Here is a 25,697-nt window from a genome sequence, read left to right on the forward strand (position 1 = left end):
GCGACCTGAGAACCTTGTCCCCATGCGCGTACTGGTGGTCGAGGACGAACGGCGGCTCGCCGCAGCCCTGCAGCGGGGTCTGCAGGCCGAGGGCTTCTCCGTGGACGTCGCCCACGACGGCCCGCAGGGCCTGTGGCTGGCCGGCGAGCACGATTATGACGCCATCGTGCTCGACATCATGCTGCCCGGGCTCAACGGCTACCGGGTCTGCGCCCGGCTGCGCGCGAGCGGCTGCGAGTCGGGGATCTTGATGCTCACCGCCAAGGACGGCGAGTACGACGAGGCGGAGGCCCTCGACACCGGCGCGGACGACTTCCTCTCCAAGCCCTTCTCCTACGTGGTCCTGGTCGCCCGGCTGCGCGCCCTCATCCGGCGCACCGGCCGCCGCAGCCCGCAGGTCATGGAGTTCGGCGACCTGGTGATCGACCCGGCCGGGCAGCGGTGCACGCGGGCCGGTACCGAAGCCCGGCTGACCTCGCGCGAGTTCGCGGTCCTCGTGTACCTGGCCCGGCGGGCCGGGGAGGTCGTGCCCAAGCGGGAGATACTGGAGCACGTCTGGGACGCCGCCTACGAGGGCGACCTGAACGTCGTCGAGGTCCACGTCAGCGCCCTGCGCCGGAAGATCGACGCTCCCTTCGGCCGGGCCGCCGTGGAGACCGTCCGCGGCGCCGGCTACCGGCTGGCGGCCGACGGTGGCTGAACCGAAGACCGGCGCCGCCGCCCGCTCCCTCGGCGGTGTCCGACGCAGCGCCCTGCGCCGGATCCGCTGCACCGCGCGGCGCCTGCGCCCCCGGTCCGTCCGCGCGCGGGCCACGCTCGGCGCCTCCACCGTGGTCGCCCTCGCCCTCGGCGCGGCCTCCTTCGCCCTGCTCGGGATGCTGGACGGCAACCTGATGCGGGACGCCCAGGCCGATGCCGAGCGCCAAGCCCTGTCCACCGCCGGGCTGGCGGCCGCCGGCCGGCTCGACACCGTACTGGCACCCGGGCGCGACACCGACTTCCTGCAGGTCGTCGACGCCGACGGCCGCGTCCTGGCGGCGAGCCCCAACCTCGCCGGCCGCCCCGCCCTCTCCCCGGCCCGCCCGGGCAAACCCGGCACGGTCCGCCGCACCTGGAAGGAGGGTCCGGCGCGCGGCGACCGCCGCCATCGCGTCGTCCAGGTCACCACCGTCACCGGGGAGGGACTGGTCACCGTGTACGCGGGGACCTCGCTGCGGCAGGCCGACGCCGCCGACGACGTCATCACCGGCGCGCTGGCCGTCGGAGTACCACTGCTCGTGCTCACCGTCGCACTGGTCACCTGGCGGGTGACCGGCTGGGCGCTGCGCCCCGTCGAGGCGATCCGCGCCGAGGTCGCCGAGATCAGCGACCGCGACCTGCACCGCCGGGTGCCGGTACCGCGCAGCCAGGACGAGATCGCCCGGCTCGCCGTCACCATGAACACCACCCTGGACCGGCTGGAAGCCGCCGGAATCCGCCAGCGCCGGTTCATCGCCGACGCCTCGCACGAACTGCGCAGCCCGATCACGGTGCTGCGCACCCAGCTGGAGGTCGCCCAGGCCCACCCCGATCCCGCGCTGTGGGGCGAACTGGTCAGCGGGGCCCTGGAGGACACCGTACGACTGCAGGACCTCGCCGCCGACCTGCTCCTGCTGGCCCGCCTGGACACCGGGGAACCGCCCCCGGCAGCAGCCGTCGACCTCGCGGACGTCGCCCGCGAGGCGGCCCGCTCGCGCAGGCGGGACCGGATCCCCGTCGACATGGAGATCGCTCCCGAGGCCACCGTGCGCGGCAGCACGCTGTGGCTCTCCCGGCTCGTCACCAACCTGCTGGACAACGCCCAGCGTCACGCCGACGGGCGGGTCCGGCTCCTCCTGCGGGTCGACGCGGCCCGGCGTACCGCCGTGCTCGAGGTGTGCGACGACGGGCCGGGCATCCCGGCAGCCGACCGGGAGCGGGTCTTCGAACGGTTCACCCGCCTCGACGACGCCCGCAGCCGCGACGAGGGAGGTTCCGGCCTGGGCCTGGCCATAGCCCGCGACATCGCCACCCGGCTGGGCGGCTCCCTCACGGTCGAGGACGCCCCGGCCGGCGCACGTCTGGTGGCCCGCCTTCCGCTGGACTCCGCCTGAAGCGGGCGGATATCCGGTTCTGATTGTTCCCCGTTCTGCTTTTTTCGCACCTGTCCAACTCTGTTCACTCCATGCTTGCCTCGGCTCTCGAAGGGGGGCGTCAGCAACGCCAGAGCCGCATCCCGAACAGACATCAACCATGGCGCACACAGCCAGAGGACGGCGCGATGAAGAACAACCGGATGATCGTCACCGTGGTGGCGCTCTTAGCGATCTTCGCATTCAGTGTGGTGATGGTGGTGGCGGGACAGCCCGTCGCAGCCGTCACGGCACTGATCCCGTCGGTCGCGCTGGGCGTGCAGCAGATCGTTCAGGCGGGCACGGGACTTGCCGAGAGCCGCCGCGAGCGGCCCTCCGTACAGGTGCCCGACCGGGACGAGGAGCCGCGGGGATGAACCTCCACTCGGCACCCCAGGACGTCCCCCAGGGCCGCGGCAAACCGGGCCGCCGGCTGGGACCCATCGCCGAGGGCACCGGAGCGGCGCACCGCGCCTGGCTGGAGCCGCTGCGCGACGCCATCCACGGCAGGGGAGTGACCCTGGACGAGCTCCAGGCGCGCACCGGCCGGCCCAAGGGGCACATCTCCGAACTGCTGCGGGCCGTCGGCCGCTATCCCCGCTGGGTCTTCGTCCGCACGGTGCTCCTCGCGCTGGACCGGCCCGGCGTCGCGTACGACACGATGCGGCTGCGCTGGGTGCTGGCCGCGCGGGACCTCGGCAAGCGCACCTCGTGGATCAAGGACTGCCTCCACGAGGGCGGCGCCCGCCACCGCACCCGGGCCACCTCGGTCCCCCTGGACTACCTGGCCTTCCGGCAGATGCACCACCCGCACTACACCTGCTACGCCTCGGCGTTCCTGCGCCGCCCCGGCCTCGTCCGCAAGGCCGTCGACGACGTCTTCACCCTGCTGCTGATGCTGTGGCACGACGCACTCGCCAGCGAGAACCCCGAGCGGTTCGCGTGGCCGATCCTGCGCCAGACCGTGCTCGAACGCGCACCGAAGGACAACGGCCGCGCCTCCCTCCTCGAAGCCGCCTTCGACACGGTGGCCCTGGGTCTCGCGCCGGACCCGATCGGCCAGGTCGAGGAGTCCATGGCCCTGTTCCGGGCCGTCGCGGACCTGGCGCCGCTCCAGCGGGACGTCATCGTCCTGCTGTACCTGTGCGGGCTGGAGGACGCCCGGGCGGCGGACGAACTGGGCGTCTCCCTCGCCGCCGTGCGGTCCACCGCGCGGCACGCCAAGCGCAACCTGCACGCCGCCCTGTATCCGGACACCACCACCGAGGAGGAGGTCTCCGGTGACCTCGACCATTGACCAACTGCTGGCCCGCGCCCGCCTCCACGACAGCGCGCACGCGCCCGCCGACATCGCCGACACCCGCGGCGCACCGCACCACGTGCCGGGCACACGGGCGCCCGGCGCGACGGGGGCCGAACCGCACAAGGACATGCGGGGAGCCGCGCGCGACCTCCGGGCGCTGTGCGAAACGGCCGTCACCGGAGCCGCCGTCGCCGCGCTGGGCGACTTCCTCACGAACAAGCTGCCCGAGCCCTCCGGTGCGCGCGTCCTGGGCTGCATCCTGCTGCTCACCGACGCGGAGGACTCCGCCCGCTTCTGGTGGCAGTACGCCGCCGGCGCCGGAGACTCGATCGCCTCGTACTGCCTGTACCTCCACCACCTCGCGCTCGGCGAGAACCACGAAGCCGTCTGGTGGCGGCGCCAGACGACCCCGTCCGCCGCCCCCCGACACCCGGCGGATGCACCGGACGCGCCGGGCGGGGCGGACGCACCGGACGCGGCCACCGTGGTCTTCGACGGTGCGCAGCGGAACCTCGCGGCCGATGCGAGCCTGCCCACCACCTTGCGCGTCCTGCGGGCGCTGCGGCCCAGCGGAGGCGGGTCGAAGCGCGGCTCGAGCACGGTCAAGGCCGTCATGGAGTACGTCTCCGCCGCCGTCAGCTACGTCGACGACGACCTCGAACTGCCGCTGCCCGACCCGGACTTCACCGACCGGATCCGCGCCCTGACGGCCGCTGCCCGCCCGGCGCGGCCCGGCCGCCGCACCTCGCCGAGGCTCCCGCCCCGGCTCCGGGCCACCTGATCGCCACCGCCCCGGAACGGAGGTGCCGCTCGGCAGGGGACCGCCGAGCGGCACCGGCTGCCGGGGTCAGCGCGAGCCGTGCTCCGGGAGGTCCTGCTCGGCCGGGGCCGCGGTCAGCTGCGGGATCAGCGCGAAGCTGCGCTGGGCGGTGGGGGCCGCCGGCGCCTTCTTCCCGCAGAACGCGCCCTCGAGCGTGCCGCCCAGGGCCGTGTTCGCCTCACCCTTGTTCGAGGTGTTCGCCACCGCGGCGAGGCTGCGCTTTCCGTCACGCGTGGCGAAGGCGTAGGTGTAGAAGCCCTGGACCGTGCCCGTGTGCCCGTACACCGACGTCCCGCACGACAGGTCGTAGCGACGCAGGCCCAGTCCGTAGAACCGGGTGTTCGTGGTGTCCGTCGGCGTCATGGCGATCATGGCGTCGAGCATGCGCGGCGCCAGCAGCTTGCCGCCGAGCAGCGCCGACATGAAGGTGTTCAGATCGGCGGTGCTCGAGATCATGGCACCCGCGGACTGTGCCCAGGACACCGTCTGCTCGGTGGAGTCGACCAGAGGCGCCCCGGCCTCGTCCGGGTGGAGGTAGCCGTGCAGGTGCGCACCCTTGATCGCCGTGGAGGGGTGCACGTACGAGGTGTTCTTCAGCTTCAGCGGCTTGATGATGCGGCGCTCGTACTCCTTGGCCACGCCGTGCCCGGTGGCCTTCTCGATGAGCATGCCGACGACCACGAAGTTGGTGTTGGAGTACTTGTACGAGACGCCCGGCTCGGTCGTGCGCGGCTCGCGCAGCGAGAGGGCGACCAGCTCCTGGTAGGTGAAGACCTTGTTCCGGACGGCCTCGAAACCGGGCACGGTCTTGTCGAACATGGCGTTCGTGTAGTCCGCCAACCCGCTGCGGTGGGTGAGCAGGTGACGGACCGTGATCCGGTCGTCGGGCAACAGGCCGGGCAGGTACTGGTTGACCGGGGCGTCCAGGCTGATCTTGCCCTCGTCCACCAGCTGGAGCAGTACGACGCTGGAGAACGTCTTGGTGACGCTGCCGATCCGGAAACGGCCGTTGATGTCCATGGGCGCGCCCGTGGTCCGGTCCTGTACACCCACCGCACTGGTCAGCGGAGCACCGGAACCGGTGATGCGGACCATGGCGCCGGGCGCACCGACCGCAGTGGTGTTCTTCAACGCCTGCGTCACGGCCTCGAGATCGGGCTTCGGCGCGGGCGCGGCGGTCTGCGCCGCCTGCGCGGAGGACGGGCCCGCCGCCGCCTCGGCGGCGGTCGCGGGCACCACACCGGCGAGCACGGCGAGCAGGGCGGCACTGAGAGTCAGGCGTCGATCGAGAGGCAGGCGCACGTTGTTCCTCAACTGCAGAGTGACGGGAAGGGTTTCGCGTTCGCGGACTCGCCGCCGCGGGGCGGTGATCAAGGTCGCGGCCTGCGATCGTACGTGCCGGACGAGTGTGGCCGGATACCTGCCGCCTCAGAACGTGCAGGTAGGGACGTTTTCCAGCCACGCGGCGCCCTGGATGTAGATGTTGGTGACCCACGCCTTGTAGTCGGGCAGATAGGACCAGGCGTCGTTGGTGTAGCCGTCGGAGGTGACCTTCTCCGCGTGCTTCTGGCACTCGACGCGGATCGTCGTCGGCCCCGGGAAGGCGTAGACGCGCGCGGCCGCGGTGGACGGCTGGGCCTTGGTCCAGACTCCGGTGCCCCAGGTCCGGAACACGTGCCCGGTCACCGGACCGGGGTCGATCCGCACCGCCCCGTAGTAACCGTTGTTCAGCCGGACGTCGCTGACCATCAGTTTCGTGCCGGACTGCCGGGCCTCCGCCATCTTGCCCGCGCCCAGGTAGATCGCGATGTGGTGCAGGTCCTGGGAGGTGCCCCACACCAGCAGATCGCCGGGGAGCAGCGGGGCCAGGCCGTCGGCTGCGGTGAAGCGGCCGGCCGCGTGGTGCGTGTAGTACTGGGCGCTGGCGACCCCGTTCAGGATGTCCGACCCGGTGGCCTCGGCGTAGGCGTGGCGGACCAGTCCCGAGCAGTCGAAGCCGAGCCGCTCGGGATCGTGTTCGCTGGCCGGATCTGTAGGGTCCACCTGCCCGTACGTGGCCCCGGGCTGCGGACCGTGGCCGCCGCCCCACGTGTACCAGACGTCGGCGGCGACCTGGGCGCAGGCGGCGCCGACGGCCCGCTCGGCGGCGGCGGACGCCCCCGGGGCCAGGACCCGGCACGAGCCGTCGGCGGCCGCCGCCGACGCGGGGGGCCACAGGAGGCAGACCAGGAGTGCGATGAGTGTGCCGATGAGACCGGACCGGCGAAGCATGCGGGATCCCTCGATTCTCGTTGCCGCGGGGAAGCGCCCCGGTGGGGGCGGCCGTTGGCGTGTGCCGCAGACGGAACGAGCCTGCGGGCCACCGCCTCCCCGGGTCGAGGGCACGGCGGCGCCCCAACCGGACGGGCAACGGGAAACCCCTGGGAAACCCCCCGCCGGTCAGGGCTCTTCGGCGCACCGCGCGGCGCCGTCGCCCGCGTGCAGCCGGCAGATCTCCGCCAGCCGGGTCCGGAGGTCCGGGTTCCACAGCCGCACCGTGCCGTCGTTGCTGCTGCTGGCCACCGTCCGCCCGTCGGGGGAGAAAACCACGCCCCACACCGCGCTGGTGTGGCCCGTCAGGGCGGCCCACAGTCGCCGCCCGGCCACGTCCCACAGCCGCACCGTACGGTCGTTGCCGCTGCTGGCCAGCGTCCGGCCGTCGGGGGAGAACGCGACGGCGCGGGCGGAGCCGGTGTGGCCCGTCAGCACGGCCCCGGCCTCGAACCGCCGGGCGTCCCACAGCCGTACGGTGCCGTCGTTGCCGCTGCTCGCCAGCGTCCGCCCGTCCGGGCTGAACGCGACGGCCCGTACCGCACCCGCGTGACCGGTGAGCGTGGCCAGCGGCCGCCGCCCGGGCACGTCCCACAGACGTACCGTCAGATCGTCTCCGGCGCTCGCCAGGGTGTGGCCGTCCGGGCTGAACACCACGTCGTTCGCGAAATCCGTATGGCCGGTGAGCGTGCCCAGGGCCGTACGGGAAGTCACGTCCCACAGCCGCACCGTAGTGTCGGAACCGGCCGACGCCAGCAGCTTCCCGTCGGGGGAGAAGGCCACGGCGAACACCGGACCGCTGTGCCCGGTCAGCGTCCCCAGGGCCGTGCGCGAGGCCACGTCCCACAGCCGGACCGTCCCGTCGGAGCCCGCCGACGCCAGCAGCTTCCCGTCGGGGGAGAAGGCCACCGAGAACACCGTCTCGGTGTGGCCCGCGAACGCCGCGACCACCCGCCGCCCGGCCACGTCCCACAGCAGCACCGTGTGATCGGCGTCGGCCGTGGCCAGCAGCTTCCCGTCCGGGCTGTACGCGGCGTGCCAGATCTCCGTGAACGGGCGCGGGGTCAGGACCGGACCGCGCAGGTCCCAGAGCACCACCGACTGGTCGAAGGCGGCGGTGGCCAGCATCGTGCCGCCCGAGTCCACCGCGACGGCGAGCACGTAGTCGGTGTGCCCGGCCAGCGTCGAGGTCAGCCGGCCACTGCGCACGTCCCACAGCCGGGTGGTGCCGTCTCCGCTCGCGCTGACGACCGTGGCGCCGTCCGGGGTGTAGGCGACCGCGTTGATGTCGTCGTTGTGGCCCGTGAGCGTCGCCGTCGTCCGGCCCTCGGCCACGTCCCACAGCCGTACGGTCCGGTCGACGCCCCCGGAGGCCACCGTCCGCCCGTCCGGCGCGAACGCCACGCCCAGCACCTCACCGGTGTGCCCCTCGAGGACGGCGAGCTGACGGGCCGCCACCGGGTCCCACAGCCGTACGGTCTGGTCGGCGCCCGCCGACACCAGCGCCCTGCCGTCCGGCGCGTACGCCAGGGCGTTGACCCTCCCGGTGTGGCCGGTCAGCACCGCCACCGCCGCGCCGCCGCCCGCGGGATCCCACAGCCGGACCGTCCCGTCGGCGCCCGCCACGGCGAGCGCGTGCCCGTCGGGCGCGAAGGCCACGGCGCGGGCGTCCGCCGTCTGCGCGGGGAGCACCGCGAGTCCGTGTCCCTCCGTGTCCCACAGCCGTACCGGCCCGTCCGTGGACGTGGCCGCGAGGGTGCGGCCGTCGGGGCCGAAGGCGACCGCGCGCACCCGGCCCGGCATGGTCAGGGTCACCGTCGTCCGCCGGTCCGCGACCCGCCGCAGCAGCACCTTCCCGTCGGAACCGGCGCTCGCCAGCAGCCGGTTCCCCGGGGCGAAGGCCACCGCGTTGACCGGGCCGCTGTGCCCGCCCAGGCGGGCCAGGAACGGCTGGGCCTGCGCGCTCAGCAGCGCGCCCCGTGCCTGGGGCGTCGCCGCCGTGCGGTACGCCTCCTCCGCGAGCCGCATCGAGGCCTCGGGCTGGCCGGCGGCGAGGGAGGTGGACTGCACGGCGAGGGCCTGCGAACGGGCGATGCGCTCCTGGCCGAGCGCGCCCGCCCGCTGCTGGTACGCCAGCGCCCCGGCCGTCAGGGCCAGCGCCAGCAGGCCGACGAGCATGGCCAGCATCCGCTGCTGGAGCCGGACCTGGCGCCTGGCCTGCGTCTGCCGGGCGTCCTGCGCGGCCCGGCTCGCGCGGAGGAAGGCCGCCTCCCGGGGGCTGATCCGGCTCCTGCCGTCGAGCTCGTCGGCCCAGGCCCGGGCGCTCTCCAGCCGGGTCCCGCGGTACAGGACGGACGGATCGCGGCCCTCGCGCTCCCACTCCTCGGCGGCCTGGGCCAGTTGCCGGTGGACCAGCAGCCCATCGCGGTCGGCGTGGATCCAGCCGCGCAGTCGCGGCCAGGCGTGCAGCAGGGCCTCGTGGGTGATCTCGACGGTGTCGCTGTCCATCGTGATCAGCCGGGCCCGTACGAACGCGTCGAGGGCCGCCGCGGCCCGGTCCGCATCGGCCAGCTGCTCCATCAGCGCGGTCCGGTCCGTTCGCCGCCGCGTCGCCCCCGCGCCGTCGGCGACATGGACCAGCGCCATCAGGATGCGGCGGATCGTCCGCTGCTCGGCCGGGTACAGGCGGGCGAACGCACTCTCGGCCGTGTGCGCGACCGCACCCCGGATCCCGCCCGTGTCCTCGTAGCCCGCGACGGTCAGGGTGGCCCCCTCGCGCCGCTGCCAGGTGGCCATCAGCGCGTGGGACACCAGCGGCAGGGCACCGGACGGCGTGTCCCCCGGCCCGCCCGCCGCGGCCGGTGTCCCGGGCTCCTCGCGCAGGCCCGCGTCCCGCAGCAGCAGGGGGACCAGGCCCGGCTCGAGCGTGAGCCCGGCGAGCTCCGCCGGGCGCGTGATCGACTCGCGCAGCTCCGCCACGGACATCGGGGGCAGGACGAACAGCCCGTTGGTGAAGACCGGGGCCAGTTCGGGAACGTCCAGGCAGCTGCCGGAGAAGTCGGCCCGGACGCCGAGCACCACGACGGCCGGGTCGTACGCCGTCGGCCCCGGCTCCGATGCGGCCAGGGCGCACAGGACGCGGACGAAGCCGCGCCGCTCGTCCTCGTCGGAGCAGAGGGTGAAAAGTTCCTCGAACTGGTCGACGAGCAATACCGGCCGTACGGTGGGCAGCCGGTGTTCCCGGGCTTCCGAAGGGGTGTCGCCCGCCAAGCTGTTGACGGCCTCGAGCAGCCGCTGCGGCCGGTCGCGCAGCTCCCCTGCGGTGAGGCCGAGATCGCCGCCGAGCACCTTCGCGGTGCAGTCCAGCAGTTCCTGGAGCGGATGGGCGGTCGGTGTGAACCGTACGACCGGCCAGCCGTCGGCGCCCGCCATCGGGAATCCGCCGGTGCGCCGCAGGGCCGCTACGAGACCCGCGCTGAGCAGGGACGACTTGCCGGCGCCCGACCGGCCCACGAGCATCAGCGGGCCGCTGCCGATCCGTTCGAAGACCCGCTCGACCAGGGCGGCGGTCACCCGGTCGCGGCCGAAGAACCGGCCCGCGTCCCGCGAGGTGAAGGCGGCGAGGCCGCGGTAGGGGCACTCGCCCGCCGACTGCGGGCCGGCCGCACCTTCGCCGCCGGCGCCCCCGCCCGTGCCCGATCCCGCCCGGGCCCTGGGGACTTCCGCCTCCGGGACCAGCCGTAACAGGGCGCCCCCGGCCTCCAGTACCTGGTCGCAGCGGAGCGCGACATCGCGGGTGACCCGCTTGGCGCCGGTCTCGATCTTGCTCAGGTAGCCCTTGCTGTAGTGCGTCCTGCGGGCCAGGTCGGCCAGCGACAGGCCGCGCTGCACCCGCAGCTGCCGCAGCCGGGTGGGAAAGGACGTGCCGGAGCCTTCGGTGGCCGGGGCGGCCTCGGTGGCTCCAGGTGAATCGTGCTGGTGATCGATGTTGCGTCCGCGGTCCGGGTCCCCCACGGCATCCCCCATGGCACTGCGCGCCCAGGTTGTGAGATGGAAGGTCCCAGGCTACCGCGGGGGTCGGACGGCGGAGCGCGCGTTCTGCCCGGCGTGGCGCAAAACCGCGCAGCACAGCGGCCTTCCGGAGCCGCCGCGGCCGGCGGATCCGGAAGGCCGTGTGAACAGGTGCTCGGTTACGGCCGGTTGAGGGTGATGGAGTTGATCGGCCCGAGGTCGGCGTAGACGCCCGTCCCCTCGGCGATGCGGGACCCGCAGCCGACGCCGTTGGAGCCGGTGCACAGGCTGGCGGTGGCTCCGCCGTACTGGTTGTTGAGGACCCAGTGGTTGCCGTACTGGTTGCTGAGGTTGTGGGCTCCGTAGCTGTAGAAGATCTGGCTCGGCTTGACGGCCGGGTTCTGGTCCTGCGGGTAGATGCAGACCGCCCCGTACGGACAACCGGCCCAGTCGTCGGCAGGCTTGGCGTCGGCCGCGCCGCCCAGTGCCACGACGGCCGCGGCGGCGGTGGCGAGCGCGGCGGCGCCGCGGATCATCTTGCGCATCTTGTCCCCCTGTTGGGTTGCCTCGGTGCTGACGTGCTGACGACATCAGCCTTGCCCGGCTGCCCGCGGGGGTCGACGGGTTGCCCGTTGCCCATCGGCGGCCCGGCCGGGAAACCGGCCGTGACCTGCCCGGTTGCCGGACCGTGGTCAACTCGGGAGAGGAGGCGAGAAGCGCCAGCGGGTCTGGCTGTACGGATCGCCCTTGCCGAAGCCGAAAGCCGTCCGGGGCGCGACGGCGAAGACGAGGGCCCGGCCCGCCTCCGGGTTGACGAACGCCCCGTCCCGGACGTCGAAGTGCCAGGTGGCCCCGTACTTCGCCTCCCACGCGGCGGCCAGCGTGCGCAGCCGCGCCTCGTCCTCGACGCGGACGGCATCGCCCTCGACGACCAGGTCGTAGCCGGAGTCGAGCGTGTTGCACCCGGTGGTGAGGACCACCGCCGGGTTCTCGGACAGGTTCCTCGCCTTGCGCTCCGGTTCGCCGGTGCAGAAGTGCAGCGCGCCGTCGGCCCACACCCCGATCAGCGGCGTCACGTGGGGGCGCGCGTCGGGCCGTACGGTGGTCAGCCAGTACACCTCGGCGGCCGCGAGGCGGGCCACGGCCTGCCGCCAGGCGACGGGCTCGGCCTTCGGGTCGCTGTAGCGCTCGTCCAGCTCGGCACGGGGTTCGGTCTGCGTCATGGGCGTCTCCTCCTGGACACGATGCTGCCCGGGGCCCGGCCCACCCGCACCCGCGCGCCACCCGCACCCGCGCACGCCCGCGGCGGCGGCCCAGGCGTCACCGGAGGTCACCGGCCCGCTCCCGTGCGTCGCCGTGATGTCCTCCGCCCCGATGGCGGGCAGAATTGAGGAGGCAGCCCGTGTCCGCCACGCGGGCTCCGGTCAGCCACGCGCGCGAGCCGTGCGCAGAAGGGGGCCTGCCGATGCCATCGGACCGGCTGGGGGGCGCGGTGGATCCCGGCCCGATTCGGTCCGAACCGGGGTCCTTGCTGGAACACGTGGTGGTGGCCGTCTTCGGCATCGACGACGAGGACCGGGTCTGCTACTGGGGCCCCGGCGCGCAGAGCCTCTTCGGACACGAGGCCCGGTCGGTGCTGTCGCGGCCCGCGGCGGTCCTCTTCCCCGAGCCGGCCCCCGGCGAAGGTCCCGGTGGGGCCGCACACCTCGCGGAGCGCGCCCGCGCCCTCGGCTACTGGCGCGTACGGCTGCCCGCACTGCACCGGGACGGCACGGTGTTCGACTGCGGCTTCCGGGTCTTCCCGATGACCGGCTCCACGGGCCGCTCCGTGGTGCTGGGGCTGGCCAGCCGGGGCGACGAGCTGGACCGGGTGAAGACGAACCTGTCCTTCCTCGACGCCCTCTTCGAGACCTGCCCGATCGGCCTGGTCATGCTGGACGAGGAACTGCGCTACGTCCACCTCAACCAGGCACTGGCCGACATGGACGGGGTCCCGCTCGACGCGCACCTGGGCCGCCGGATGGCGGACATCATGATCACCTCGGACGGCGGGGAGTACCAGCGCATGCTGCGGTCCGTGGCCCAGGAGGGCCGGACCGTGATCGGCACCCTCGTCGGGCTGCGCACACCGGGCCACCCCGACCGCGACCAGGTGCGCTCGGTCAGCTTCTTCCCGCTCAGCGGCGCGGGCGACACCCGGCGCGGGGTGGGCGGACTGCTGTTGGACGTCACCGACCGCGAGCAGGCCATCCTGGAGGCCACGGCAGCCCGGCAGCGCCTGGCCCTGCTCGACCGGGCGGCGGCGGGCATCGGCACCGCCCTGGACCTGAACACCACCGCGCGCGAGCTGGTCGAAGCGGTCGTCCCGGAATTCTGCGACGCCTGCGTCGTCGAACTCGTGGAGTGGATGGACGAGACCGTGGCGTTCGACCCGGCGCTGCCGGTGGCCACCCGCCGGATCGCCTCCGGCACCACCCTCCCCGAGCCCGCCGTCGAACTCGTGAGCGGCCTGGAGGAGGTCACGTACCCGCCGGGCTCCAACACCCACCAGATGCTGAGCACGGGCCGCCCGCTCTGCTTCACGGTCGACGAGGACTTCGCGACCCGGACCGTCGTCCACCAGGAGCGCGCTCAGCTCCTGCTGGACAGCGGGCTGACCTGCATTCTCATGGCACCGCTCATCGCCCGCGGCACGGTGCAGGGCATCGCCATGTTCGGCCGCTCCGCCGCCCGCCCGGCCTTCGCCGAAGAGGACCTCGGCCTCGCAGGCGAACTGGCTTCCCGGGCCGCGCTGTGCCTGGACAACGCCCGGCTGTACAGCAGGGTCCAGGACATCGCCCTCACCCTCCAGCGGGCCCTGCTGCCCAGCGCTCCCGCCGGCGGCCCGTACGTGGACATCAGCCACCGCTACCTGCCCGGCAGCCGCGTCACCGAGGTCGGCGGCGACTGGTACGACGCGATCGCCCTGTCCGGCGACCGGGTCGCCCTCGTGGTCGGCGACGTGATGGGACACGGCGTGCCCGCCGCCGCGGCCATGGGCAGGCTGCGGATCACCGCGAAGACCCTCGCCCGGCACACCGCGGAGCCCGCGGCCCTGCTCCAGGAACTCGACGTCTGCGCCCAGGAGGCCGGCATCGAATGGGCGACCTGCCTGTACCTGCTCTACGACCCCCACACGGGCCGCGCCCGCATCGCCAACGCCGGCCACACCCCACCCCTGGTACGCCACCGGGACGGGACGGTGCACACCATCGGCGACGTGCTCGGGGTGCCGCTCGGGGTGGGCGGCGTCCCGTACCGGTCGGTCGAGATCGAGCTCCCCGAGGGCGCCACCGTGGCCCTGTACACCGACGGCCTCGTCGAGGCCCGCGGTCAGGACATCGACACCGGCGTGGACGCACTGCGCGAGCAGCTGCGCGCGCCCCTGGGCTCGCTGGAGGAGGCGGCCGACCGCATCCTCGCGAACCTGCTGCCCGACACGGCCACCGACGACACGGTCCTCGTCCTGGCCCGGGTCAGCGCGGCTCCCGACCGCCCGCCGGCGGGGTGACGGGCCGCGGGAACCGGATCACCGCGCGCGGCGTCGTCGTACCGAGCGGCGTCGTGCGAGTGGCGACGATGCGGGGGACGGCGAACCGATCGGGAGCAGGGCGCGTGGGGAAGCAGTGGTCATGGCGGTGGCCGTGGCGGTGGCAGGGGTCGTGGCGCGGGCGGGGGCGGGTGCTCGCCGGGCTCGCGGTCCTTCTCGCGTCCCTGCTGGTCTTCCACGGCGCGGTGCCCGATACGGCGGGCCGCCCCGGCAGCCTGCTGGAGACGTTCCTGCCCTGGCTCGGCCTGGCCGTGCCCGTCCTGCTGGCCCTGGCGCTGCTGCGCCGCTCGGCCGTGGCCGCCTGCGCGGTGCTGCTGCCCGCAGCCGCCTGGCTCGGCCTCTTCGGCGCCTTCCTGCTCCCCGGCGACGACCGGACCCCCGACCTCCTCGCGGTCCAGCACAACGTCAGCGACGAAAACCCCGATCCGGCGGGCACCGCGCGCGCCCTGGCCGCGACCCGGGCCGATCTCATCGCCCTGGAGGAGCTGACGCCCGCCGCCGCGCCGGCGTTCGAGGCGGTGCTCGCGCCGGAGTATCCGTACCACGCGGTGGAGGGCACGGTCGGACTCTGGTCGAAGCACCCGCTGGCGCAGGTGCGGCCGGTGGACATCCGCCCGACGGGCGTGGGGGAGGGCTGGAACCGCGGGCTGCGGGCCACCGCCCGTACGCCGAACGGCGAAGTCGCCGTGTACGTCGCACACTTGCCCTCGGTGCGCCTCGCCCCGGCGCACGGGTTCGGCTCCGTACGGCGGGACGAGAGCGCCGCACTGCTCGGCGCCGCGATCGCCGCGGAGCGCACGGACCCGCTGATCCTGCTCGGGGACCTCAACAGCACGGTGGACGACCGCGGGCTGGATCCGGTCGCCGCGCAGATGGACCCGCCCAGCCGGGACTTCGCGTTCAGCTGGCCCGCGGCGCTGCCGGTGGCCCGGATCGACCAGGTCATGACCCGCGCGGCGGCCGTCACCCGGATCCGGGCGCTGCCCGCGACGGGAAGCGACCACCTGCCCGTCGCGGCCCACATCAGGTGGCACGGCCCCGGACCCGACTCCGAACCGCGTCAGTGATCGGCTGCGGCGCGCTCGCGGACGAGGTCGGCGAAGCGCCGTAGCCCGTGTTCGCTGTGGGCCATGAAGAGGTTGGGCTCCACGAGCTCCAGCTCCATCAGGACCGGCGTACCGTCGTCCGCCGTCGCGATGTCGACCCGCGCGAACAGCAGGGGCCGGGCGCCGGGAACGGCCGCCAGCGCCGCCCCGGCCAGGGCCAGTTCGGCCGTGGACGCCCGGTGCGGGACCAGATCCGGATGCGGCGCGCGGTCGTTGTCGACGACCCCGACATCGGTCAGCACCGGGCCCTTGCGCAGCGCGTGGCTGAAGACGCCGCCGAGGAAGACGAGCGCCCGCTCGCCCTCGTCGATCCGGGACAGGTACGGCTGCACCATCGCCGTGGATCCGGCGGCGTGCAGCGCCGCGACGTGCCCGGCCGCCAGATCGTGGTGGTGCTCCGCGTACCGCGCGGTGTCGCGCGAGCCGGCCGAGACGGCCGGCTTGACGACGAACTGGCCGTGCTCGGGCAGGACGAGGGCCTCGCCGGGTGCGATGAACCGGGTCGGCACCACGGGCACGCCGCAGCCGGCGAGCTCCCCGAGGTACCGCTTGTCGGTGTTCCAGCGCACGAGCCCGGCCGGATTGTCGAGCCGCGTCGCACCCTGCACCGCGTCCGCCCAGGCCAGGTACTCCGGCCACCGCTCGGCGTAGTCCCAGGTGGACCTGATGACCACGGCGGCGCACTGCGACCAGTCGAAGCCCTGGGCATCCCAGGGCGCCGCCACGGCATCGACCCCGCGGGCGCGCAGCGCTTCGAGCATCAGCGGCAGGTCGGCGTCGAAGGCCAGCCCCATGGCCGAGGTGGCCAGCGCCACTCGCGCGGGGGCGGTCATCGATGACCCCGCGCCCCGTCGCCCGCTCCGCCCGCGGCCTCGACGCGGTGCAGGACGCCCCGCTCGTCCCGGACGTAGACGCGGTCGCGGTTCTTGGCCAGCTTCCGCTCCACCTCGGACTCCAGGTCGATGCCGTTCATCTCGGCCAGCGCCGCGACGTACAGGACCACGTCCGCGAGCTCCTCCCCGAGGTCGGGCAGTTTCTTGCGCCAGGCGGTGAACGCCTCCCCGACCTCGGCCGTCAGCAGCCCGAACTCCAATGCCACGTCAGTGGTGTTGAAACCCTTCGCGAGCTTGTTGTCCCAGGCGAGCTGCTGGGCCGAGCGGATGTCCACCGGTTCCTCCGGGCATGCGTACGGGAGTTGGCCCCGGTGAGCCTAAGGGATGTCTTGTCGGTCAGGCCGGGGTCAGGCCGTCGGCGACCAGGCCGGCGAGTACCGCCTCGCCCAGGGCGTGCACCGCGGACTGGGGCCTCACCATCACGGTGAACTCCTTGATCCTGCCGTCGTCGGCGTAGTGCAGCAGGTCGATGCCGTGGATCGCCTTGCCGTTCACCGTCGCGCGGAAGAGCAGGACCTCCGACGGGGACACCGTGCCGTCCACGCTCGTCTCGGCGGTGCCGGCGAACTGCCCGACGTAGCGGAAGTCCTCGAACGTGCGCAGCAGCACCCCGAAGAGCCCCAGCACCATCGGCCGGCCCTCGAACGGCGTGAACTTCACGGGGCTGTACAGGCGGACGTCCTCGGTGAACAGGGCCTCCAGGGCGGCGGTGTCACTGCTCTCGACGGCGGCGCGGAAGCGGTCTGCTGCGGTCACGGCTTCTCCCTGATGCTCGGCATGCTCGGCTACGTCTACTCATCAATATGATTAGTCAGTTTCTTGAGTATCATGCGGAGGGTGTCCATGGACAGGGGCCACAGGAAACAGGGCGAGAAGGAGGCGATCCGATGGCTTTGCGCCACGCCGTACTGGCGGCACTGCTGGACGAGGAGCTGAGCGGGTACCAACTGGCCAAGGCGTTCGACCTCGGTGTGGCCAACTTCTGGCACGCGCTCCCGCAGCAGCTCTACGCGGAGCTGGCCCGCCTGGAGAAGGACGGGCTGATCACGGGCCGGGAAGTGGTCCAGGACACCCGGCCCAACAAGCGCCTGTTCACCGTCACCGGCGCGGGCCTCGCCGAGCTGGAGCAGTTCACCGCCTCCGCCGCCAAGCCCTCCTCCATCCGCGACGACCTGGTCGTCAAGGTCCAGGCCGCCGACCACGTCGACACCGCGACGCTCGTCGCGCAGCTCACCGAGCGCGCCGCCTTCGCCCAGGCCAAGGTCGACCTGTTCACCGGTCTGCTGCGCACGATGCGCGGCGACCGCACCGAGGAGGACTTCCTGCGCTGCGGCGACCGTGTCGGCCCCTATCTGACCTGCCTGCGCGGCCTCGCCTTCGAGCGCGGCAACCGCGACTGGTGCACGCGTACGATCGCGGTCCTGCGGGAGCGGGAGGCGGCCCGTGCCGGGCGCTGAGCAGCAGTACCTGCGCTACGTCGCCCTGGGCGACAGCCAGACCGAGGGCGTCGGCGACGGCGACGACACGACCGGCCTGCGCGGGCTGGCCGACCGCCTGGCCGAGCACCTCGCGCTCCACGGTCCCGGTCTGCGGTACGCCAACCTGGCCGTCCGCGGCCGCCTCGCCGGGCAGGTCCGCGCCGAGCAGCTCGCACCGGCCCTCGCCCTGCGCCCGGACCTGGCCACCGTGGTCGCCGGGGTCAACGACATACTGCGGCCGCGGTTCGACGCCGACGAGGTCGCCGGCCACCTCGAGGCGATGTTCGGTGCGCTCACCGCCCAGGGCGCCCGCGTCGCCACGGTGACCTTCCCGGACCTCGCACGGATCACGCCGCTCGCCCGCCCGCTCACCCCGCGGGTCAGCGCCCTCAACGACCGGATCCGCGCGGCCGCCGGCCGCCACGGTGTGGTCGTCGTCGAGACGGGACACCATCCCGTGGTCACCGACCCCCGCCTGTGGAGCGCCGACCGGCTGCATGCCAGCCCGCTCGGGCACCAGCGGATCGCCGCCTCGCTCGCCCACGCCCTCGGCCTGCCGGGCAGCGACGACTCCTGGACGCACCCCCTGCCCCCGGCCGCGGCCGCGGCCGCCCCGCCCACGGTCCTCGCCGAACTGCGCTGGGCCGCCGCGTTCCTGGGGCCCTGGCTGGGCCGACGTCTGCGCGGCCGCTCCTCCGGGGACGCCCGTACGGCCAAGCGCCCGGACCTCCTTCCCGTGGAGCCGGCGGGCGGCCCGGCGTAAGGGGTTACCGCGTGGGGGCGGCTGCCGCCGCGAGGCGGCGGCGCAGCATCTTGCGCGCGTACAGCAGGTGCACGATCGCCTCGGCGGCCAGCAGCAGGACGACCAGCCACGGCGTGAGGTGACCGGCGCCCAGGACGACGAGCAGCGGGATGCAGATGCCCGGAACCGCCCAGAGCGCGACGGAGGCCGGCGGGCGGCCGTAGCGCAGCGCGATGCAGGCGTGGGCCGCGTGGTAGAGGGCCAGGCCGCCGGCCAGGGCCCACACCGCGCCGGTCGGCAGACGGGCGTGGTCGGCCTCCTCGACGGCGGTGGCCAGGCCCGCGGCCATGCAGAGCACGCCCGCGGTCACGAAGAAGTGCAGGAAGCCGCCGATGTCCCGGGCGAGGAGATAGGCCTGCTGGTCGTCGGCCTTGGCGAGCATCAGTTCGGCCGAGGTCGAGCCGAAGTCGAAGTACGACCACCAGAGCGCGGCGAGCAGCACGAAGCCGAGGACGCCGACGACCCCGGCCTGCAGGGTCCAGGTGTGGTCGGCGGAGGTCACCAGCGCGATCACGGATTCGCCGAGCACGATGATGACGAACAGTCCGACCCGCTCGACGATGTGCCCGGTGTCCAGGCGGGCGGGCATCCGGCGGCCGCGCGCGGTCAGGAGCAGCGCCATCTCGGCGGCGATGAGCACCGCCCAGACCACGTACTGCCAGGGTGCGGACACCGCGGCGGAGGCGGCCCACAGCAGGCCCGACGCCAGGCAGTAGCTGAGGGGGCGCCAGCGCGGGACGCGCAGGGGCTCGGGGTACTTGGTGGCCGGCCACCACAGCGCGAGCAGCACCAGCCGGGTGCCGGCGTACCCGAGGGCGTAGACGGATCCGCGGTCCGTGTCGGCCTCGGGCACGGAGGCGGCCATGACGGCGATGCAGAGCATGGCGGACAGCATCAGCAGCCTGCGGCGGGGGCCGTTGTCCACGAAGATGTTCGCCGAGACCGTGAGGTTGATCCACAGCCACCAGGGCGGGAAGTAGAGCGCCAGGAACACGGCGAAGTCGCGCAGGCCGGGATCGCCGTGCAGCCGGTGCGAGAGCTGGGCGGCGAGCGCGACGAAGACGAGGTCGAAGAAGAGTTCCAGCCAGTCGGCGTGGCGGCCTTCGGCCGCGTGGCCGTCCGGGACCGCGTTCGCGCCCGTCTGAGGTGTGCCCATGGGTCCGCCCGGGTCCGTACCGCCGCCTTCGCGGCCTGCATCCTCGTATCAGATCACGGTATGACCGGTCGAGGATGGTCGCAGGCAGCCGCCGTCGTAGCCGTACCGCAGCGAGCGGCGCCGCATGGCCCGCAGGATGGGTTCACGTCGACAAAGCCGCCTCGACGGCGGCTTCGGCGTGGATCCGCGCGGTGGGGAAGACCGGTACGGGGCTGTCCGCGGCGCCGATGAGCAGCTCGATCTCGGTGCAGCCCAGGATGATCCCCTGGGCGCCGGCGGCCACGAGGTCCTTGATGACCTGCTGGTAGGCGGCCCGCGACTCCTCGCGGACGAGGCCCAGGCACAGCTCCTCGTAGATCACCCGGTGCACGAGCGCCCGCCCGTCGGCATCCGGGACGCACACCTCGAGTCCGCCCGCCGCGAGTCGGCCGCGGTAGAAGTCCTGCTCCATCGTGAACGCGGTCCCCAGCAGGCCGACCCGGGACAGGCCCGCCGCCTTCACGGCGTCGGCGGTGGCGTCGGCGAGGTGCAGCAGGGGCACCGAGATGCCCTCCTGGACGCGGTCGGCGACCTTGTGCATGGTGTTCGTGCAGATGAGCACGAGGTCCGCACCGGCGGCTTCCAGCCGCTGGGCGGCTGCTGCCAGCACCTCGCCGGCCTCCGCCCACCGGCCCTCGGCCTGCAGCTGCTCGATCTCCGCGAAGTCCACCGAGTACAGCACGCAGCGGGCCGAGTGCAGCCCCCCGAGGCGGTCACGGGTGAGCTCGTTCAACAGCCGGTAGTACTCGGCCGTCGATTCCCAGCTCATTCCTCCGAGCAGTCCGATCGTCTTCATGGCGGCACCCCTGAGCAGTTCGGGCGGCCCGCTGAGGCTGCGACGCCGCCGCATCTATAAGTGGGTACCGTAGCAGGCCGGTTGGCCCATAAGGATCGCTTTGAGGCGGTGTGTGGGGAGGGCAAGACACTCCCCGGAGCCCGGTGTCGTGCTCCGGGGCGGTTCGCGCCCCGGGGCGTCGGATGCCGCCGCCGCCGGCGTGTGGACCTCCCATCGGTCCGGCGCCCGCGGCGGAAGCGTGGTGTGCGGCGGTTGATCACCCCCACTGTCAGGACTCGGCGGAGCCTTCCTGCATGACGTGTTGGAAGGCCGTCATGCACGGCCCGCAGTGGTGGTCCGTTTCGGCGTTGCCGCCCGGCTGGAGGGGGCGTCCGCACAGGGTGGCCCGGCGGTCACGGGCGACGACGTGCCATACGAGGCCAGGCCCTGTGGCCGCCTCACCGACCTGCATTTCATACATGAGAGTGCTCCATGTGGTGGACAGCTCTTGTGTCCACCAAAGCAGTGCACGGCGCCGAAAGCCTGACGGGTGAGCCGTCCGGGTGACAGGGGCCGCCCTCCACGCTGTCGCGCGCAGGAGCGCCGGGGGTCCGGCCTAGGGTGGCGCCCCGCAGCCACGGAAGGAGGGCCGAGGGGCATGGACGCGATCCTGCACGCACTGTCGATCACCGGTGCGATGACCTGGGAGATCACCTGGGCGCTGATCCTGGGGTTCGGCCTGTCCGCGGTCGTCCAGGCCGTGGTGCACAAGTCCACCATCGTCTCCCTGCTCGGTGACGATCATCCGCGGACCCTCGCCGTCGCGGCCGGGCTCGGCGCGGCGTCGTCCTCCTGCTCCTACGCCGCCGTCGCGCTCGCGCGGTCGCTGTTGCGCAAGGGCGCCGACTTCACCGCCGCGATGGCCTTCGAGATCGCCTCCACCAACCTGGTCGTCGAACTCGGAGTCATCCTGGCCCTGCTGCTGGGCTGGCAGTTCACCCTGGCGGAGTTCGTCGGCGGCCCCATCATGATCATCGTGCTGGCGGTGCTCTTCCGGCTGTTCCTGCGCGAGGGGCTGCTGCGCCAAGCGCGCGAGCAGGCGGAGCGGGGGCTCTCCGGATCGATGGAGGGCCATGCGGCGATGGACATGTCCGTGCAGCGCGAGGGCTCCTTCACCCGGCGGCTGCTGTCCGGGGAGGGCTACACCTCGACCGCGCACATCTTCGTCATGGAGTGGGCCGCGATCCTGCGGGACCTGGTGATCGGCCTGCTCATCGCCGGGGCGATCGCCGCCTGGGTCCCGGACTCCTTCTGGCAGTCGTTCTTCTTCGAGGGGCATCCGCTCGCGTCGAAGGTGTGGGGCCCGATCATCGGCCCGCTGGTCGCGATCGCCTCGTTCGTCTGCTCCATCGGCAACGTCCCGCTCGCCGTGGTGCTGTGGAAGGGCGGCATCAGTTTCGGCGGTGTCGTCGCCTTCATCTTCGCCGACCTGCTGATCCTGCCGATCCTCAACATCTACCGGAAGTACTACGGGCGGCGGATGGCCCTCTTCCTGCTCGGCACCTTCTACCCGGCCATGGTGCTCGCGGGCTACGCGGTGGAGCTCGGCTTCGGCGCACTCGGCCTGATTCCCGACCGGGAGGACGCGCAGATCCCGATGGAGGGCGTGAGCTGGAACTACACGACCTGGCTGAACATCGTGTTCCTGCTGCTCGCCGCGGCACTGCTGTGGAGGTTCTTCCGTACCGGCGGGCGGTCGATGCTCCGCATGATGGGCGGCGCACCCGCACGATAGCGAGCGCCCGAGTGCCGCGGTGGCCGCGATACGAAAAATACCCCGGACCAATTGACGGCCGGGGTATTCGCCTGCGTATATTTGATGTTTCACGCCCTGATGACAGCAGTGCGTGAAGAAGCTTTACGAGGACATCGTATCGGGTCGGGAGTGGAATTGTCAACCGTGGAATTCCGTAATGAGCAGCAATTCATCGACGAGCTCTATGCGCGCCTCGACGACCTGCGTGACCAGGCCGAACATGCCGTCCGGCGGGCGCTGGCCGCGACGGGGAACGGACTTCAGGCGCGCCTGGAGCGGGATGTTCTCGTCGCCGAGCAGTCCGGTCTGCTTTCCGCGCTGAACGCGGGCGAGAACGGTCTGTGTTTCGGCCGGCTCGAGTTCTCCGACGGAGAGGACCACCACATCGGCCGAATCGGAATCCGGCAGGACGACGCGGACCGCACACCTCTCGTCCTCGATTGGCGGGCCGAGGTCGCGCGTCCGTTCTACCTCGCCACCGGGCACTTCCCCATGGGCCTGCGCCGGCGCCGCCACATCACCACCCGCGGACGGGAGGTCACGGCCCTCCACGACGAGATCCTCGACCTCGCCGACACCGCGCGCACGGGCCACGAGGGGGCCGACGCGGACGCCGTCCTGCTCGCCGCGCTCGACGCCGCCCGCACCGGCCGCATGCACGACATCGTGCAGACCATCCAGGCCGAGCAGGACCACATCATCCGCTCGCCCCACCGCGGAGTCCTCGTGGTGGAGGGCGGCCCGGGAACCGGCAAGACGGCCGTCGCCCTGCACCGGGCCGCCTACCTCCTCTACGAGCACCGGGAGCTGCTCGCCAAGCGCGGCGTGCTGATCGTCGGCCCGGGCCCGGCGTTCCTCGGCTACATCGGCGAGGTGCTCCCCGCCCTCGGCGAGACCGGCGTCCTCCTCTCGACCCTCGGCGAGCTGTTCCCCGGCGTCCGGGCGACCGGCAGCGACCGGCCCGGCGCCGCCGCCGTGAAGGGTCGCGCGGAGATGGCCGAGGTCCTCGCGCGCGTCGTACGCGACCGGCAGGCGCTGCCGGAGACCGTGCCCGCGGGCAGCGGCGAGGACAGCGCGGTGCTCCCGGAACCGGCCGTGGAGATCGACCACGACGACTACGGCACCCTGCTGCTGGACCGGACCATGGCGCACGAGGCCAGGGACCGGGCGCGCGCCACCGGGCTGCCCCACAACCTGGCCCGCCCGTACTTCGCGTTCCGCGTCATCGACGCCCTCACGGAGCAGCTCGCCGACCGGCTCGGCGCCGATCCGTACGGCGGCCCCAACCTGCTGGGACCCGACGACATCGCACAGCTCGGCAAGGAGATCGCCACCAGCGCCGGGGTGCACGCCGCGATCGACGGCCTCTGGCCGCCCCTCACGCCCCGGCAGTTGATCGCCGACTTCCTCGCCGACCCCACCCATCTTCCCACCCGTGACGCCGAGTTGATCCGGCGCACGACGGACGACTGGACGCCCGCCGACATTCCGCTGCTCGACGAGGCCGCCGAGCTGCTCGGCATCGACGACAGCGCGCAGCGCGCCGCCGAGGAGCGGGAGCGGCTGGAACGCATCGCGTACGCGCAGGGCGTCCTGGACCTGTCGCAGGGCTCCGAGTCGTACGAATTCGAGGACATGGAGAACGAGTTCCTCGCCGCGCACGACATCATCGACGCCGAGCGGATGGCGGAGCGGCACGAGGAGGCCGACCACCGCAGCGCGGCCGAGCGGGCCGCCGCCGACCGCACCTGGGCCTTCGGGCACGTCATCGTGGACGAGGCGCAGGAACTGTCCCAGATGGCCTGGCGGTTGCTGATGCGGCGCTGCCCCACCCGCTCCATGACACTGGTGGGCGACCCGGCCCAGACCGGTGACGAGGCCGGCTGCGGATCGTGGAAGCGGATCCTGGAGCCGTACGTCGGGGACCGCTTCGAGCTCGTTCGCCTCGGCGTCAACTACCGTACACCCGCGGAGATCATGGACCTCGCGGCCGCCGTGCTCCGGGCCCGCCACCCCGGATTCGAGCCGCCGCGCTCGGTGCGCTCCACGGGGCAGCGGCCCTGGGTGCGGGCGACGGACGACCTCGCCCGCACGGTCGCGGAAGCGGTGCGCAGCGGCGCCCCGGCCGAGGGCCGGGGCGGCCGGCTGGCAGTGATCGCGCCGCGCCCGCTCCACGAGGCCCTCGCCGCTGCGCTGCCCGGCGTACGGGCGGGGGAGGAGCCGGACCTCACCCGTACGGTCGTCCTGCTGGACCCGCGCCAGGCCAAGGGGCTGGAGTTCGACTCGGTGATCGTCGTGGAGCCCGCGGACCACGAGCCGAGCGACCTCTACGTCGCCCTGACCCGCGCCACCCAGACCCTCGGCGTGGTCCACACGGGCCGGCTGCCCGAGGGGCTGGCCGAGCAGCCGTAGCCGCGGGCGCGAGAGCGGGCGGGCTCGGGGCGGGCGGGCGCGAGGGCGGGCGGGGTGCCTCAGACCGCGGCGGGCTCGAGGTGTTCCAGCCGCTCCAGGCGCTCCAGGCGGGCGCGGCTCTCCTCGTCGACCGGCACCATCGTCACCAGGCGCGGGCCCGCCCCCGGCCCGAGCCACAGATTGGTGTGCTCCAGGTGCAGCAGACCGACGTGCGCGTTGCGGATGTACTTCGTCCTGCCGCCCTGGCCCACCACCTCGTGCCGGGCCCACACCTCCCGGAACTCCGCCGACCCCGCCTCCAGCCGCGCCAGCAGGGCCTTCCAGGCCGGCTCGGCGAGGTGCTCCGCCATCGCCGCCCGGAACTTGGCGGCGATGTTGCGGTTCACCTCGCCGACGTCGACGAGGGACGCCCGCCAGTCCGCGTGGGTGAAGGTCAGCCACAGGCAGTTGCGGTCCTCGGGCGGCAGCGCGTCCAGGTCGCACAGCAGCCGTCCGTACGTGGCGTTGTACGCGAGGATGTCGTACCGGCTGTTCTGGATGCAGGCCGGGATCGGCCCGAGCCGGTCGAGCATCGCCCGCAGCGCCGGGGTCACGCTCGGGCACGGCGCGTGCGGGGCCGGATCGAGGCTGCCGGCCAGCGCGAACAGATGCGTACGCTCACTGGAGTCCAGCAGCAGGGCGCGCGCCAGCGCGTCCAGGACCTGCGGGGAGACCTGGATCTCGCGGGCCTGCTCCAGCCAGGTGTACCAGGTGACACCGACGGCGGACAGCTGGGCGACCTCCTCGCGGCGCAGCCCCGGGGTGCGCCGGCGGCGGCCGCGCGGCAGCCCCACCTGCTCGGGGGTGATCCGCTCCCGGCGGCTGCGCAGGAATTCGGCCAGCTCGTGCCGGCGTACGTCGCTCTCCGGTGCCACAGTGGTCATGCAACCAGGGTGCCGCACCGCTCATCCCGTTGCCAGGTAGTCCTTGTACCAGGATAAGGAGACTCTGGTACCAGGCTGAGTACGGGGCGATCGTTTCCGGTGTGAGCGAAGCAA

Annotated in this window: 23 protein-coding genes; 11 read left to right on the top strand and 12 right to left on the bottom strand. The window is 73.2% G+C overall.

All coding sequences use genetic code 11. The features are described 5' to 3' along the window. Positions 1-22 precede the first annotated feature (22 nt). The 5 genes from OG299_RS35170 to OG299_RS35190 all read left to right on the top strand — a co-directional run bounded on the left by OG299_RS35170 (position 23) and on the right by OG299_RS35190 (position 4,234). The gene (locus OG299_RS35170; protein WP_266632257.1) at positions 23-700 is read left to right on the top strand and encodes a response regulator transcription factor; all 678 of its coding nucleotides are present in this window, start codon (positions 23-25) and stop codon (positions 698-700) included. Further along, positions 693-2,132: an ATP-binding protein gene (locus OG299_RS35175; protein WP_405704516.1), complete on the top strand. Its 1,440-nt coding sequence runs from the start codon at positions 693-695 to the stop codon at positions 2,130-2,132. Before OG299_RS35170 ends, OG299_RS35175 begins: the two co-directional genes overlap by 8 nt. Before the next feature lie 167 nt (positions 2,133-2,299). Beyond that, positions 2,300-2,527 (top strand): hypothetical protein, encoded by a 228-nt coding sequence (locus OG299_RS35180; protein ID WP_266632259.1) that lies wholly within the window; start codon positions 2,300-2,302, stop codon positions 2,525-2,527. Continuing rightward, complete coding sequence (locus OG299_RS35185; RefSeq protein WP_266632261.1) at positions 2,524-3,447, top strand: sigma-70 family RNA polymerase sigma factor; 924 nt, start codon at positions 2,524-2,526, stop codon at positions 3,445-3,447. The genes OG299_RS35180 and OG299_RS35185 overlap by 4 nt, the downstream gene beginning before the upstream one ends. Next, positions 3,431-4,234: a hypothetical protein gene (locus tag OG299_RS35190; protein ID WP_327363691.1), complete on the top strand. Its 804-nt coding sequence runs from the start codon at positions 3,431-3,433 to the stop codon at positions 4,232-4,234. The genes OG299_RS35185 and OG299_RS35190 overlap by 17 nt, the downstream gene beginning before the upstream one ends. A gap of 66 nt (positions 4,235-4,300) precedes the next feature. Here the strand turns inward: OG299_RS35190 and OG299_RS35195 are convergent, their stop codons facing one another. The 5 genes from OG299_RS35195 to OG299_RS35215 all read right to left on the bottom strand — a co-directional run bounded on the left by OG299_RS35195 (position 4,301) and on the right by OG299_RS35215 (position 11,817). After that, positions 4,301-5,569: a serine hydrolase domain-containing protein gene (locus OG299_RS35195; RefSeq protein WP_327364659.1), complete on the bottom strand. Its 1,269-nt coding sequence runs from the start codon at positions 5,567-5,569 to the stop codon at positions 4,301-4,303. 132 nt (positions 5,570-5,701) lie between these two features. Next, a complete protein-coding gene (locus OG299_RS35200; RefSeq protein WP_266632265.1) occupies positions 5,702-6,544 on the bottom strand; it encodes an NlpC/P60 family protein in 843 nt (280 codons plus the stop codon). Between the two features lie 168 nt (positions 6,545-6,712). Further along, positions 6,713-10,609, bottom strand: a complete 3,897-nt coding sequence (locus OG299_RS35205) for an nSTAND1 domain-containing NTPase (RefSeq protein WP_327363692.1) — start codon at positions 10,607-10,609, stop codon at positions 6,713-6,715. A 164-nt stretch (positions 10,610-10,773) separates the two neighbouring features. Next, positions 10,774-11,139, bottom strand: a complete 366-nt coding sequence (locus tag OG299_RS35210; RefSeq protein ID WP_266632269.1) for a hypothetical protein — start codon at positions 11,137-11,139, stop codon at positions 10,774-10,776. A 147-nt stretch (positions 11,140-11,286) separates the two neighbouring features. Next, a complete protein-coding gene (locus OG299_RS35215) occupies positions 11,287-11,817 on the bottom strand; it encodes a pyridoxamine 5'-phosphate oxidase family protein (protein ID WP_266632271.1) in 531 nt (176 codons plus the stop codon). A gap of 305 nt (positions 11,818-12,122) precedes the next feature. On the opposite strand from OG299_RS35215, the gene OG299_RS35220 reads away from it, so the two are divergent. Both OG299_RS35220 and OG299_RS35225 read left to right on the top strand, forming a co-directional pair. Next, positions 12,123-14,144 (top strand): SpoIIE family protein phosphatase, encoded by a 2,022-nt coding sequence (locus tag OG299_RS35220; RefSeq protein WP_266632273.1) that lies wholly within the window; start codon positions 12,123-12,125, stop codon positions 14,142-14,144. A gap of 68 nt (positions 14,145-14,212) precedes the next feature. Then, positions 14,213-15,250, top strand: a complete 1,038-nt coding sequence (locus OG299_RS35225) for an endonuclease/exonuclease/phosphatase family protein (protein WP_405706603.1) — start codon at positions 14,213-14,215, stop codon at positions 15,248-15,250. Here the strand turns inward: OG299_RS35225 and OG299_RS35230 are convergent. The 3 genes from OG299_RS35230 to OG299_RS35240 form a co-directional block, all read right to left on the bottom strand. Further along, the gene (locus OG299_RS35230) at positions 15,244-16,122 is read right to left on the bottom strand and encodes an ATP-grasp domain-containing protein (RefSeq protein ID WP_327363694.1); all 879 of its coding nucleotides are present in this window, start codon (positions 16,120-16,122) and stop codon (positions 15,244-15,246) included. The two genes, OG299_RS35225 and OG299_RS35230, sit on opposite strands and share 7 nt — an antisense overlap. Further along, the gene (locus OG299_RS35235) at positions 16,119-16,457 is read right to left on the bottom strand and encodes a MazG-like family protein (protein ID WP_266632275.1); all 339 of its coding nucleotides are present in this window, start codon (positions 16,455-16,457) and stop codon (positions 16,119-16,121) included. The genes OG299_RS35230 and OG299_RS35235 overlap by 4 nt, the downstream gene beginning before the upstream one ends. A gap of 61 nt (positions 16,458-16,518) precedes the next feature. Next, positions 16,519-16,938: a nuclear transport factor 2 family protein gene (locus OG299_RS35240; RefSeq protein ID WP_266632276.1), complete on the bottom strand. Its 420-nt coding sequence runs from the start codon at positions 16,936-16,938 to the stop codon at positions 16,519-16,521. 131 nt (positions 16,939-17,069) lie between these two features. On the opposite strand from OG299_RS35240, the gene OG299_RS35245 reads away from it, so the two are divergent. Further along, a complete protein-coding gene (locus tag OG299_RS35245) occupies positions 17,070-17,639 on the top strand; it encodes a PadR family transcriptional regulator (protein ID WP_266632277.1) in 570 nt (189 codons plus the stop codon). Continuing rightward, positions 17,626-18,423 (top strand): SGNH/GDSL hydrolase family protein, encoded by a 798-nt coding sequence (locus tag OG299_RS35250; protein WP_327363695.1) that lies wholly within the window; start codon positions 17,626-17,628, stop codon positions 18,421-18,423. Before OG299_RS35245 ends, OG299_RS35250 begins: the two co-directional genes overlap by 14 nt. 4 nt (positions 18,424-18,427) lie before the next feature. Here OG299_RS35250 and OG299_RS35255 read toward each other — a convergent pair whose 3' ends face one another. The 3 genes from OG299_RS35255 to OG299_RS35265 all read right to left on the bottom strand — a co-directional run bounded on the left by OG299_RS35255 (position 18,428) and on the right by OG299_RS35265 (position 20,913). Then, on the bottom strand, positions 18,428-19,618 hold the full coding sequence (locus tag OG299_RS35255) for a low temperature requirement protein A (protein WP_327363696.1): 1,191 nt from the start codon (positions 19,616-19,618) through the stop codon (positions 18,428-18,430). A 142-nt stretch (positions 19,619-19,760) separates the two neighbouring features. Continuing rightward, complete coding sequence (locus OG299_RS35260; RefSeq protein ID WP_327363697.1) at positions 19,761-20,453, bottom strand: aspartate/glutamate racemase family protein; 693 nt, start codon at positions 20,451-20,453, stop codon at positions 19,761-19,763. Positions 20,454-20,721: 268 nt separating this feature from the next. Further along, on the bottom strand, positions 20,722-20,913 hold the full coding sequence (locus tag OG299_RS35265; protein WP_327363698.1) for a hypothetical protein: 192 nt from the start codon (positions 20,911-20,913) through the stop codon (positions 20,722-20,724). Positions 20,914-21,090: 177 nt separating this feature from the next. Here OG299_RS35265 and OG299_RS35270 point away from each other — a divergent pair, with 177 nt between their 5' ends. After that, positions 21,091-22,227, top strand: a complete 1,137-nt coding sequence (locus tag OG299_RS35270; protein WP_327363699.1) for a permease — start codon at positions 21,091-21,093, stop codon at positions 22,225-22,227. Between the two features lie 99 nt (positions 22,228-22,326). Further along, a complete protein-coding gene (locus OG299_RS35275; protein WP_327363700.1) occupies positions 22,327-24,660 on the top strand; it encodes a HelD family protein in 2,334 nt (777 codons plus the stop codon). Between the two features lie 59 nt (positions 24,661-24,719). On the opposite strand, the gene OG299_RS35280 is transcribed toward OG299_RS35275, so the two are convergent. Next, complete coding sequence (locus tag OG299_RS35280) at positions 24,720-25,583, bottom strand: MmyB family transcriptional regulator (RefSeq protein WP_327363701.1); 864 nt, start codon at positions 25,581-25,583, stop codon at positions 24,720-24,722. Between the last annotated feature and the right edge of the window lie 114 nt (positions 25,584-25,697).

It is taken from the genome of Streptomyces sp. NBC_01296, from assembly GCF_035984415.1.
Lineage (GTDB): Bacteria > Actinomycetota > Actinomycetes > Streptomycetales > Streptomycetaceae > Streptomyces.

Bases quoted from the DNA above. Each gene is read 5' to 3' on its own strand.
- OG299_RS35170 (WP_266632257.1), top strand. From the start codon at position 23: ATGCGCGTACTGGTGGTCGAGGACGAACGGCGGCTCGCCGCAGCCCTG.
- OG299_RS35180 (WP_266632259.1), top strand. From the start codon at position 2,300: ATGAAGAACAACCGGATGATCGTCACCGTGGTGGCGCTCTTAGCGATC.
- OG299_RS35185 (WP_266632261.1), top strand. From the start codon at position 2,524: ATGAACCTCCACTCGGCACCCCAGGACGTCCCCCAGGGCCGCGGCAAA.
- OG299_RS35200 (WP_266632265.1), bottom strand. From the start codon at position 6,544: ATGCTTCGCCGGTCCGGTCTCATCGGCACACTCATCGCACTCCTGGTC.
- OG299_RS35205 (WP_327363692.1), bottom strand. From the start codon at position 10,609: ATGGGGGATGCCGTGGGGGACCCGGACCGCGGACGCAACATCGATCAC.
- OG299_RS35210 (WP_266632269.1), bottom strand. From the start codon at position 11,139: ATGCGCAAGATGATCCGCGGCGCCGCCGCGCTCGCCACCGCCGCCGCG.
- OG299_RS35215 (WP_266632271.1), bottom strand. From the start codon at position 11,817: ATGACGCAGACCGAACCCCGTGCCGAGCTGGACGAGCGCTACAGCGAC.
- OG299_RS35225 (WP_405706603.1), top strand. From the start codon at position 14,213: ATGCGGGGGACGGCGAACCGATCGGGAGCAGGGCGCGTGGGGAAGCAG.
- OG299_RS35230 (WP_327363694.1), bottom strand. From the start codon at position 16,122: ATGACCGCCCCCGCGCGAGTGGCGCTGGCCACCTCGGCCATGGGGCTG.
- OG299_RS35245 (WP_266632277.1), top strand. From the start codon at position 17,070: ATGGCTTTGCGCCACGCCGTACTGGCGGCACTGCTGGACGAGGAGCTG.
- OG299_RS35255 (WP_327363696.1), bottom strand. From the start codon at position 19,618: ATGGGCACACCTCAGACGGGCGCGAACGCGGTCCCGGACGGCCACGCG.
- OG299_RS35260 (WP_327363697.1), bottom strand. From the start codon at position 20,453: ATGAAGACGATCGGACTGCTCGGAGGAATGAGCTGGGAATCGACGGCC.
- OG299_RS35265 (WP_327363698.1), bottom strand. From the start codon at position 20,913: ATGTATGAAATGCAGGTCGGTGAGGCGGCCACAGGGCCTGGCCTCGTA.
- OG299_RS35270 (WP_327363699.1), top strand. From the start codon at position 21,091: ATGGACGCGATCCTGCACGCACTGTCGATCACCGGTGCGATGACCTGG.
- OG299_RS35275 (WP_327363700.1), top strand. From the start codon at position 22,327: ATGACAGCAGTGCGTGAAGAAGCTTTACGAGGACATCGTATCGGGTCG.
- OG299_RS35280 (WP_327363701.1), bottom strand. From the start codon at position 25,583: ATGACCACTGTGGCACCGGAGAGCGACGTACGCCGGCACGAGCTGGCC.